This is a genomic window from Altericista sp. CCNU0014 (genome assembly GCF_044923475.1).
Classification (GTDB): domain Bacteria; phylum Cyanobacteriota; class Cyanobacteriia; order Thermosynechococcales; family Thermosynechococcaceae; genus JAAURS01.
Map to the genome: position 1 here is coordinate 5,033,817 of NZ_CP137338.1, position 12,626 is coordinate 5,046,442.

Sequence of the window (12,626 nt, forward strand, 5' to 3'; positions counted from 1 at the left end):
ATGCGATCGTCAATCTGGGCTGTTTGATGCGGATGGGCGGGACTTTAGCCAGCGGGTCGAGTCTGCGATCGCCCCAAAGGCCAAGTGCTTCGGCGTATTGGCTGACCAGAGGGGATAGAATGACTGAATTGTCAACTTGACCTGTAGGTTCAATTAATGATTCTGCAACCAGTCCAATAAATCAGTAGGGCTTGAAAAATCCAGGAGAGCTTCGCCCAGATTTTCGAGTTGGGGGAGGGAAAGCGATTGAAGTTGGGTTTGTATTGCTGGAGCTACGGTACCGATTCGCCGTGTGAGCTGACGAAGGATGAGGGCTTGGGCTTCTTTGAGCGCGCCGCGCTGTTCGCCCTCTTGCCTGCCTTCTTGCCTGCCGCGTAGTTCGCCGCGTAGTTCAGTTTGCTGCTCCCACTCTAAGAATGCTTGCGATAAAGCCATCATTAGCTCCTCTTCTGCGTCAACTTGACCTGTAATCTCAATGCTAATTTTCCAATTTGCCAGTAATCCCAGTATAGCGGCACGTCTTGAATCTCTCGTATCAAAGGCAATGACCTGATTGATGGCCTGTTTTTGCGTTTGGCCTTTGCCCAGCAGCCGTAAGAGCAGGGTCTCTTCCGTGTTGGGCAGTTGATTGATAGCAATGAGTGCCGTTCTGAAGGAAGGATGGAAGCAGTAGACTCCAGCGCCCCAATCTTCAGTTAAGGTTCCGCCAAATCCATTGAGTAGGGTTTGCGATGCAAATGAGGCGAGAATCCATAAGAAAGGGAGGTCGCTGTCTGGAATGGATTCATGGTCTCGCTTTGCTTTGCGTTGAACGTTGCCATGAACTTGATACAGCTTGAGGAGACAACTGCGGATTTCTGATGGGGTGGGCTGATTGCGAAAGGGTTCTAAGAGAGATGGCTGTTGAGTCATACGTCCCAGCAGCCCTAGATCTTGCGTGTTTGCAGGTGGGGAGGTTGGCTCAAAAAACACATCGACAAATTGGGGTTCGCCAGGGACTTCAAGGCTTGTTTTGACGGCTCCGAAGGGGGCAAGCACTTCTTCAAGAAGTTGTTTGGAGAACTGGTCGAAGGGATTTTTAGCCATGTCTAGCTTGCGGAGGCGAGTGCTCAATCATCTTATGTCTGATGTTGTTCAAACGATGAGGATTGGTTATGCGATTTCTAGAAAAGGTTTTATAGCACTACGGATTTTGCTTAGGACGCACTGCTTAATCAAATCCTTACTGCTCAAAGCGGGCTATTTACAAACGTCTTAACATGCTCTCGTAGGGCTATATAGCACTACGGATTTTGCTTAGGACGCACTGCTTAATCAAATCCTTACTGCTCAAAGCGGGCTATTTACAAACGTCTTAACATGCTCTCGTAGGGCTATACCAGCCGAGATTGTACCCTTCGACTCCGCTCCCTTCGACAAGCTCAGGACACCGCAGGGCACAATCTCTAGTCTCTAGCTGGCTGAGCGGAGTCGAAGCCAGCGGTAGGTTATTTCCCAGAAATCACCTTACTCAAGCCGTTGTATTGAGTTCGACGCGGGGATACGAGGATCGCCCCTGCTCCAGTAATTCCAAACTCAAGATTTTTTGTGGCTGAAACCCCTTATTTCTCGTTTAGATCAAGCTTCATCGAAGGGGATTGAGAGGCTGAAATGACTCAAATCCGTTCTGAATTTGTTTTTACTAACCCTGACTCAAAAGCTTAAAGAAAATCATTTGGCCGAGGTGTTATGTTCATTGTTTACAAACTTTTGTGAATTTATGAACTAATTTAGTTCACAAGAATGGATGAATAAAAAAATTATGCCAATATTGAATTTAATTGAGTCAAGCTAGATAAGGCTTCTTAAAGATTGGACTCTAAAATCTCTTAAAAATTTAATTTCTGTGGAAGGGTTATAACGATAGCTCTTGAATAGAAACAATGTTGCGGGGGCAATACGATCGTGTTTTGCATAGCCAAAATTACATGTTCTGGTGCTTATGCCCTACGCTATAGATTTACGGAAGAGAGCCGCTATCACGAGCAGTTTTCAGCATAATTCGTCTTATTTAGATCTCTGATTGCCAAGATGAGTTCGTTTTGTTCTGTCAAAGTTACAGAACTCGTTTGAGGTGGCTCAGTATTTTGATTTGTTCTGGTCTTATTCCTCAAAACGAGAGAGTTATTTTCTAGGTTTATAGATTTTAACTGTATACATATTTAGGTTATACAGTCACATTGCTTGTGTGATTGTCAGGTATTCTGTCCAGTAATTATTGCTGGTCTTGCCTTGGTTGAAAGTTTGTAAATGCTCAGATTGCTAGATTTCAGATATTTAATAACATCATTCCACAATGAAAACTCAATATGTTCGGCTTGACGATCTTTTGGTAGCAACTTCCTTGTTTCTTGCTCCAGCTCAATTATCTCTTCTGGATCAAGCTCTAGTTTTCACACAAGAAAAGTTACAGGAATTTGCTAGGGATCCGGGCTTTGGGGAAAAGATAGCGTTGGCATTTGGCGCAGGAGCTGATGCTAATGCATTGCAGCTTGCTTGGCAAGGCGGGGATTTTAGTACTTTGCCAAGAATTGAGATTTTAACGGCGGATCAATTGAATGGGGCCAATGGGGCTTACGCGATCGCTACAAATTCTATTTACCTGTCTATTGATTTTTTACAAGCCCACCAAGATAATCCTGACGCAGTTACAGGAGTGATTTTGGAGGAAATTGGTCACTTTGTTGATAGCCAACTCAATGATGTTGATTCTCCAGGGGATGAGGGCGCTATTTTTTCAGCATTAGTGGAAGAAAAGTCTTTTCTTCAGAAGAAACTACAGAAGTTAAAATCAGAGGATGATTTCGCAACAATTTTATTGAATGGTCAAGCACTTCAGATAGAACAATCTTCTCTTGATGATGGAGTGGCTGCTTTGCTACCTCCAGGTTCTCCTAGGTGGCCAAGCAATTTTATTTTCCCAGGTACAACGGTGACCTACAATTTCATGCCTAGCTTACCTATCTCATATTTAGGCAAGGGTATAAATAACTTTATTCCATTTGATGATCTCCAAATAGCTGCCGCTGAAAATGCTTTAGATTTATGGGCTAAAGTTGCAAATCTAAACTTTGAGCGTACTGAAGATAAAGCACTTCAATTAGCAGACTTAATAGTTATACCTTTACTTAAGCCTGCCCTTGAAGCAATTGACGAATGGGATAACTTTGCAAATAAATTAGATAATTTTATTGGAAACTTAATTGGGTTTCCTGTAGTAGAAGGAGCAAATATTCGATTTGGAACAAGCAATCTTGGAACAGACAATCAAGGAAAACCAATCGATGGTCAGGCTTCGTATCCACCTGATGACTTGTTAGGACAGATTAATCAGATTAGAAGTTCAATTGCTGATTTTATTGATATATTATTAGAACCTTTTCAACTTATTGGGATGCCAGGTGGCCTTTCTCTGTTAAAGCTATTCAGTGTCAAAATAAATAATGATGGAGATGTTTGGATCAATAACCATGTGCAAACAAATGATTCTGATGTAATTGGTATTCCAGGATCTTATGGATTTCATACACTCATACATGAGATTGGACATGCATTAGGACTTAAACATCCTTTTGCTGACGATGTGGACAACGACCCCCCTTTTCTAGAAGCGGCTTATGAAAATCACCGCTATTCTGTTATGTCTTACAAAAAAGGTAAGTGGCAAGGAAATATTTATCCTTCTACCCCAATGCTTTACGACATAGCCGCTATTCAGCAACTATATGGAATAGATGAAGGTACTAACAGTGGCAACGATTCTTACTCTTGGGATCCTAATACTCCTTTTTTAAGAACCATTTGGGATGCCGCAGGGGTTGATACAATTAATGCATCGTATCAGGTAGCTTTCAATACCCCTACTGATGTTACTCAAAACAAAGAAGAATATTCTGATTTTGCCAAAAATTCGCCTGATGCGGTTATAAGACTCAATTCTTACGGCGTAGAAATCGATCTTAATCCAGGTAGTTTTAGCTCAATTGGCTCAACTGTTTTTACTTTGGAAAATGGAGATGTTATTAGGCATGCTACCAACAATTTAGGGATCGCCTATGGAGTAACGATTGAAAATGCGATCGGAAGTAATTTTGATGATGTCATTACAGGCAATGACGTTAGTAATACTCTTTATGGTGGAGACGGGAATGACACCATCAATGCTGGATTAGGGAATGATTTTGTTGATGGCGAATCCGGTAATGACTCTCTAAGTGGTGATATTGGAGACGATACTCTTTATGGTGGAAATGGAAATGACATTATCAATGCTGGATTAGGAAATGATTTTGTTGATGGCGCGTCCGATAACGATAATATCAACCCTGGATTAGGGTTGGATGTCGTAGATGGCAGTGATGGCAGCGACCTATTAATCGTCGATTACTCCAGCAACACCTACTCTGGAACATCTCCCAGTGCTGGTATGGTTAGCTCGATTGGCCGCAATGGTGCAGGCAGCTACGACGGCTTTTACTACGCCTACAACAACAACATTGGCTTTAACGTTGACCAAGTTGAATTTTCCAACATCGAACGCTTTCAGATTACGGGAACAGAAGCCAATGATGTCATCACAACAGGAGATAACAATGACACCATTAAGGGAGGGGCTGGTGACGACATCATTGATGGGGGATTAGGTGTCAACATCCTTGATGGCGGAGAAGGGCTAGATATCCTGGTCAACGGTAATTTTGGCGCTGCCACCACATTTTTGGTTTTCAACGAGACAGGCAGCACGATCATTGACTTAACCAACATCAACACCATCTCCAATTTTGAGCGCTTTCAGAATCTCACCACAGGCAGCGGGAGCGATTTCATTAATTTTACCGAGCGTTTCAGCAGCAATATCAATACAGGTAGTGGCAACGATAATATCAATCCTGGGTTAGGGTTGGATGTCGTAGATGGCAGTGATGGCAGCGACCTATTAATCGTCGATTACTCCAGCAACACCTACTCTGGAACATCTCCCAGTGCTGGTATGGTTAGCTCGATTGGCCGCAATGGTGCAGGCAGCTACGACGGCTTTTACTACGCCTACAACAACAACATTGGCTTTAACGTTGACCAAGTTGAATTTTCCAACATCGAACGCTTTCAGATTACGGGAACAGAAGCCAATGATGTCATCACAACAGGAGATAACAATGACACCATTAAGGGAGGGGCTGGTGACGACATCATTGATGGGGGATTAGGTGTCAACATCCTTGATGGCGGAGAAGGGCTAGATATCCTGGTCAACGGTAATTTTGGCGCTGCCACCACATTTTTGGTTTTCAACGAGACAGGCAGCACGATCATTGACTTAACCAACATCAACACCATCTCCAATTTTGAGCGCTTTCAGAATCTCACCACAGGCAGCGGGAGCGATTTCATTAATTTTACCGAGCGTTTCAGCAGCAATATCAATACAGGTAGTGGCAACGATAATATCAATCCTGGGTTAGGGTTGGATGTCGTAGATGGCAGTGATGGCAGCGACCTATTAATCGTCGATTACTCCAGCAACACCTACTCTGGAACATCTCCCAGTGCTGGTATGGTTAGCTCGATTGGCCGCAATGGTGCAGGCAGCTACGACGGCTTTTACTACGCCTACAACAACAACATTGGCTTTAACGTTGACCAAGTTGAATTTTCCAACATCGAACGCTTTCAGATTACGGGAACAGAAGCCAATGATGTCATCACAACAGGAGATAACAATGACACCATTAAGGGAGGGGCTGGTGACGACATCATTGATGGGGGAGGTGGCAGCGACTCGCTTCTTGGAGGGGATGGCAATGACCTTTATATCCTTGATGCTACAACCGCTGCCGGAAGCCTGATTCAAGATACTGGAAATATCGATGCCTTGCAGCTCAATCAGGCCACCCTTAATCTTACCCAACTCTCTACTGGAACAATTGGACTAGGGGTTTCTGGTAATAATCTCTTTATTGACTTGAACCAAGATGGACTAATCAGTAGTTTGACTGACCTGACCATAGTGGATTTCTTTGCAAACTTTGGAACAAGCATTGGAATTGGGTTTATTGAAAACCTTGATGGTCTCCTTGGCACCGATGTCTTCAACTTTCTTTCTGCAAAGAATAATCCTCCTCTTGCTGGTAGCGATAATTTCAGCACCGATGAAGATACGCCACTGCTCATTAATGCCATTACATTGCTAGGCAACGACACCGATATTGATGGCAATACCCTATCGGTCGACAGTTTCACCAATCCTAGTTCCGGCACCTTAGTCGATAATAATAACGGCACATATACCTATACCCCCGCTAACAACTTCAATGGCCCAGATAGCTTCACCTACACCATGAGCGATGGAAATGGTGGCAACAGCACTGCCACCGTAAACATCACAGTCAATAGCATTAACGACCCCGCCACTATCAGCGGTACCCCAACTGCCTCCGTCACTGAAGATGCCAGTAACCCAACCTTAACCGCCACAGGCACCCTAACCGTCAACGACATAGACCCAGGCGAAAACAAATTCGGCACAGCAGCAATCTCTGCCCCCAGCAACCTTGGTACCCTCAGCATCACCGACACTGGAAGCTACACCTACACCGTCGATAACAGTAAAGTACAGTATTTAGGCGCAGGCCAAACCAAAACCGAAACCTTCACCGTCCAATCCTTAGATGGCACCGCCACTCAAGATATCACCGTCACCATCAACGGTATAAACGATGCCCCAGTTGTCAATTCCAACCAAACCCTAACTGTACTAGAAGATTCATCCCCCACCCCACTCAACATCGCTGCCCCAACCGATAGTGATGGTGATTCCCTAATTATCCTGGTTGATACCATCCCAGACCCGAACAAAGGTGAAATCCGATTGGGTAACGGATTCATCGTTACTGCTGGTGCGTTACTCACCCCTGACCAGCTCGCAAACTTAATCTTTGTCCCCACTCCCAACGTCAACGGCAGTGCCGGAACCTTCGGTTACAGCGTCAGCGATGGACAAGGCGGCACCGCCAGTCAAACCATTACCCTGGACATCACCCCCTTCAACAATGCACCCATCGGATCGTCCACAGCAATCCTTGTTGCTGGAGCAGAAGATGTACCTTACACCATCAATACTTCAGACCTACTGCAAGGCTTCAGTGACGTGGATGGCGATCCCCTCTCCGTTGCCAATCCGATCGCCACCAACGGAACCTTGGTCAACAACAATAACGGTACCTACACCTTTAGCCCCAACGCCAACTACAACGGCACCGTTAACCTCAGCTACAACGTTGTTGATAGCAACGGTGGGAGTCTTGCAGCGAGCCAATTCTTCACCCTAGCCGCAGTCAATGATGCACCCACAGGTTCACCCACAGCAGTGCTAAGCGCTGGAGCAGAAGATACGCCTTACACCATAAACACCTCCACCCTTTTAGCTGGATTCAGTGATGTGGATGGTGATGTCCTATCTGTTGAAAACCTCACAGCCAGTAATGGAGCTTTGGTTAACAACAATAATGGTACCTACACCTTTAACCCTAATGCTAACTACAACGGTACCGTCAACCTGAGCTATAACGTCGTTGATGGCAATACTGGTAGTATCGCAGCAACCCAACCCTTTAGCCTGGCTGCCGTCAATGATGCACCATTGCTCTCAGGAGCAGCCGCAACGCTGAGTGGGGGAAGTGAAGATACACCATATATCATTAATGCTTCAGACCTATTACAAGGCTTTAGTGATGTAGAAGGCGATCCTCTCTCCGTAACCAATTTGACGGCTACAAATGGAACATTGGTTGACAACAATAACGGAACCTTTACCTTTACCCCCAATGCTAACTATAACGGTACCGTCAACCTGAGCTACAACGTCGGTGATGGCAATGGTGGAAGTACTGTAGCAACCCAATCCTTCAACTTGGCCGCAGTCAATGACGCTTCAACAGGTTCCCCCACAGCAGTCCTTACGAGTGGAACTGAAGATACACCGTATATCATCAATGCCTCAGACCTATTGCTAGGCTTTAGCGATATTGATGGAGATACCCTCTCCGTAGCCAATTTGACCGCTACAAATGGAGCGTTGATTAACAACAATAACGGTACCTATACCTTTACCCCCAACGCTAACTTCAACGGCACTGTTAACTTGAGCTATAACGTCGTTGATGGTAATGGTGGAAATCTTGCCGCGACCCAATCTTTCAGCATAGGAGCAGTTACCAACAATCCTCCGACAGGCTCTCCCACAGCAATCCTTGCTAGCGGCACAGAGGATACAACCTACACGCTTAATACCTTAGACTTATTACAAGGCTTCAGCGATGCGGATGGAGATACGCTCTCAGTATCTGAACTAACCGCCACCAATGGCACATCGATCGACAACGGGAACGGCACCTACAACTTCACCCCCATCGCCAACTACAACGGTCCCATCAACCTGACCTACAACGTCATTGATGGAAACGGCGGAAGTATCGCGGCCAACCAAACCTTCAGCCTCGCTGCGGTCAACGATCGCCCCACCGTCGCAAACATCAGCAAATCCGGCAACGAAGATACCCTCATCGGGTTCACCGCCGCTGACTTTACCACCGCCTTCAGCGACATTGAGAGCAACCCCCTCACTCAAATTCAAATTACCACCCTCCCCACCAACGGCACCCTAAAGCTGGGCAGTGCCAACGTCAGCCTAAACCAAGAAATTCTATCAACCGACTTAGGCAACCTCACCTTTACTCCAAACCCCAACTTCAACGGCACCGTCAGCTTCAACTGGAACGGCTTCGACGGCACCACCTACGCCGAAACCGCAGCTACCGTTAACCTAACCATCCTCTCCGTCAACGACCTCCCCACCGCCACTAACGACACCGCCCAAACCAACCAAAACAGCAACGTCATCATCAACCTGCTCGCCAACGACATCGACATAGACGGAACCCTCGTTCCCAGCACCGTCACCCTTGCCAGCAACCCCAGCAATGGCACCGTCACCCTAAAACCCACCACAGGCGCGGCCACCTACACCCCAACCGCAAACTACACGGGCGCGGATAGCTTTACCTACACCGTCAAAGACAACGAAAACGGCACCTCCAATCCAGCCACCGTCAACCTTACCGTCAACTCCACTGTCAACGTCGTTCAAGGCACCTCAGGCAATAACACCTTAGTCGGTACCGACCTCATCGACACCATCGATGGCAAAGCAGGCAAAGACACCATTACCGGAAAGAAAGGCAACGATACCCTCATCGGTGGCGGGAACAACGATAAATTCATCTTCAGTCTGGGTGACGGCACCGACACCATCGCCGATCTTGGCGGCACGGGCACCAAACCTAACCCGAGCGCCGCCATCAAAGCAGAAATCGATATCCTCCAATTCCAAGGCACAGGTCTAACCGCGCGCAACCTGTTGCTGACTCAAAACGGAAACAATCTAGAGATGACCTTTGAGGGCATCGCAAGCAACAAAGTCATCCTGCAAAACTTTGCCCTTCAAAATCTAGAAAACCTTGCCTCGAAAACTGGAAATATCATCTTTACCGGACAAACCTCTATCACCGACAGCTACGACATCTTTGACACCAACTCCACCCGAACCAACCTCTTCAACAAAAACACCGTCACCTTCCTCAACGACCTCAATAACAGCGTGAGCGGTTTCGACAATTCCGCTGACGTCATTAACGGTCAAGGTGGCAATGACACCCTTAACGGCAAAGGCGGCAACGATCTCCTCCGAGGTGGCACGGGCAACGACACTCTTTTAGGCGGTAACGGTAACGATATCCTTCGAGGCGGGATTGGCAACGACGCTCTGACGGGCGGCAACGGGAGCGATCGCTTTATCCTCGCCCCAGGCGAAGGCACCGACACGATCGCCGACTTTAAGCTCAGCTCAGACAAAATTGGACTGACGGACGGACTGAGCTTTGGGCAGATGACCATCACCCAAGGGACGGGCAGCAACGCCAGCAACACCCTCATCGCCAATAGCAGCGACAACGAACTGCTCGCAATTCTCAAGGGCGTTCAGGCTAACAGCCTAACCAGTGGGATGTTTGTTAACGTTTAGGAGCGTGGATTGAATAGAACCTGAATTTTTTTTGCTGGCGGTTGAAAGGCTGCTTTAAAAGCCTCGTTCGTCCCTGCATTAGCCCCCCGCCCCCCAATTCTGGGGGGAGAACGCCGAAAACTAGGGTCATTTCCAAAAACTAGGTTTATTTCCCCCCAGAATTGGGGGGTTAGGGGGGCGAGTGTAATGCCTAAGAAACTTTTCAAACTGCGCGGACTATGAGTAAATTTCAACCCGCGCAGGCGATCGCTGAGCTTGTCGAAGTGCGGGTTTTGTTCTTGTAGCCGCAACGATTTCAATCGCTAGGTCTCTTTAGCCGTAGATCGGAATAAAATGGCCGATCGCCTGAATGGGCTGGATCAAGACTGCCATCGCACCTCGCACGAACGGCAGACTGTCGATCGTCATCCCCAGACACAACAGCATCATATAAAGGATGGAAAACTTAAAAACCGAACGCGCAACCGTCTTGTCCTCAGGTGTTGCAATCAACTGAATCGCTTTCCTGATAAACCAGACACCCAACACAAAGGCGATCGCCCCATACAGCAACCCCGACACCCCGCAGGGATAGACCAGCAACAGCGACACGGGCAGCAACAGCAGCGCGTAATAAAAGATCTGCCACGCTGTAGATCGAGCACCCTCCACCACAGGCATCATCGGGACGTTGACCTTAGCATAGTCCTCCTCGATCATCATGGCCAAAGGCCAGAAATGAGGCGGCGTCCACACAAAAATGATGGCAAACAGCACCCAAGCTGCGAGACTCAGCTCGCCCGTTGCCGCAGCCCAGCCCACCAAAGGCGGAATTGCGCCAGCCGCACCGCCAATCACGATATTTTGAGACGAGTTGCGCTTGAGCCAGTAGGTATACACGCCAATGTAAACGGCAATACCAGACATGGAAAGCCACGCGCTCAGCAAGTTTACAAAGGAAGCCAGAAGGATAAAAGCAGTGGCCGCTAAGGCGATCGCAAACACCGCAGCTTGCCAAGGTTGCACCCGGCCCGCAGGCAGCGGACGCGTGCTAGTGCGCTCCATGATGGCATCGATATCGCGATCGTAGAGGCAATTAATAGTATTGGCAGAACCCGCTGCGCAAGCGCCACTCAACAGCGTGACGCAAAATTTCCAAAAATCCACCTGACCCTGAGAAGCAACCCACATACTGGCTGCCGTCGTAATCAAGAACAGCAAGATCAAGCGAGGCTTAGTGAGCTGATAGTAGTCGAACAAGCGAAGGCCAAAAGAAGGTCGGTATAAAACCGTTTCGGCAGACACGATTTTTAGCATAAATACTCCTCTACCAAGAAAACGGGCTAACTGCCCTTCACAAACGCGGACAGCAGTCGCTTCCAACAGAGCGTTGAAAACGCGTTGAAGCCCGTAAAAACCAACACTATGAAAGGGGTGAGGAGTGAAACGAAACACCAGCACCCGATGCAGCAGGAATTGCAAACAGATGGCGGTTGACTTGAGTGCGATCGCGCAGCGCGACGACGCTAAACAGCACCAGGGTTCCAAATAAGGCCGCACCGGCAACCTGATGGGACACCGTCAGCCATTCCACTTGGAGGTGAAGGCGCAGCGTCGAGACTCCAATTGCCACTTGAAGGGCCAAAAGTCCAACCGCCACGCGAGCCAAGTTTCGCAGCGTTGGGTGGAGCGCCGCCGTTCGCCAAGCCTTGTAGGCCACCAGCAGCACTGACAAGCTGGCTGGCACGGCAGTAAACATGTGGCTGTTGAGAACCTGACACAGTCGCGCAATGTCCAAACACTGATGCACGGCCCATCGCGAAGCCACTAATGCCCCCAGTACGCTTTGGACGTAAATGCAAAGCGCCGCCACCGTCCCGTACAGGTAAAGATTTCCGGCTACCCCCGTCCCCTGATAGGGCGCGATAAAGCTGCTGACGACCGCCATACTGCAAAAAAACAGCAGGCCTACGGCCAAGTGGGCGGTGACGATATCAAAGCGCAGCAACTGCGTTACGGTAAGGCCGCCCAAGAGCCCTTGGAGGATCGCGATGCCCAAACTGAGGGTGATGGAGATTGGCAACCAACCGGGCAGCGCTTTTCGATACCGCCAGCACGCTGCGGTCAGCCCCAGCACGATAAATCCAATCGAAGATGCCACCAACCGATGAAACCACTCTAGAAACACCTGTAAGTTCATCTGAGCCGAAGGAACCAGCGTGCCATAGCATAGCGGCCAGTCCGGACAGGACAATCCGGCATTCATGACGCGGGTCGCACTGCCTAGGGCCATCAATGCTAGGGTTGCAAGCGTGACGCCATAAACGACTTTACGAATAGCCGAGAGCGGAGAAATCGAAATTCGAGCAGTTCCAGCGCTTGGGGGAAAAGAGCTATCAGCCATGAGTGGATAAATGATGATTTTAAAGAGTCTGCTTCTAAAGCTAGCTGAGGCGGTCGATCGTCAAAGGTTAAAGGGGTTGCCCCAGGCACTCAAATCCAGAGGGAGGTATATCTACTCCCCCATTGT

4 protein-coding genes are annotated in these 12,626 nt (G+C 48.0%); 1 reads left to right on the forward strand and 3 read right to left on the reverse strand.

The window, feature by feature from the left end:
• Nucleotides 1-153 precede the first annotated feature (153 nt).
• Nucleotides 154-1,113 carry a DUF4351 domain-containing protein gene (locus R6H26_RS23930; protein WP_404786141.1) on the reverse strand — a complete coding sequence of 320 codons (960 nt, stop codon included), beginning with the start codon at nucleotides 1,111-1,113 and terminating at the stop codon, nucleotides 154-156.
• Nucleotides 1,114-2,335: 1,222 nt separating this feature from the next.
• Between R6H26_RS23930 and R6H26_RS23935 the strand changes: the two genes are divergently transcribed.
• Entirely contained in the window at nucleotides 2,336-10,117 is a 7,782-nt protein-coding gene (locus R6H26_RS23935) for a cadherin-like domain-containing protein (RefSeq protein WP_404786142.1), read from the forward strand.
• Between the two features lie 312 nt (nucleotides 10,118-10,429).
• Here the strand turns inward: R6H26_RS23935 and R6H26_RS23940 are convergent, their stop codons facing one another.
• Nucleotides 10,430-11,413 carry a heme o synthase gene (locus R6H26_RS23940; RefSeq protein ID WP_404786144.1) on the reverse strand — a complete coding sequence of 328 codons (984 nt, stop codon included), beginning with the start codon at nucleotides 11,411-11,413 and terminating at the stop codon, nucleotides 10,430-10,432.
• 106 nt (nucleotides 11,414-11,519) lie between these two features.
• Nucleotides 11,520-12,500, reverse strand: a complete 981-nt coding sequence (locus R6H26_RS23945) for a heme A synthase (protein WP_404786145.1) — start codon at nucleotides 12,498-12,500, stop codon at nucleotides 11,520-11,522.
• Nucleotides 12,501-12,626 lie beyond the last annotated feature (126 nt).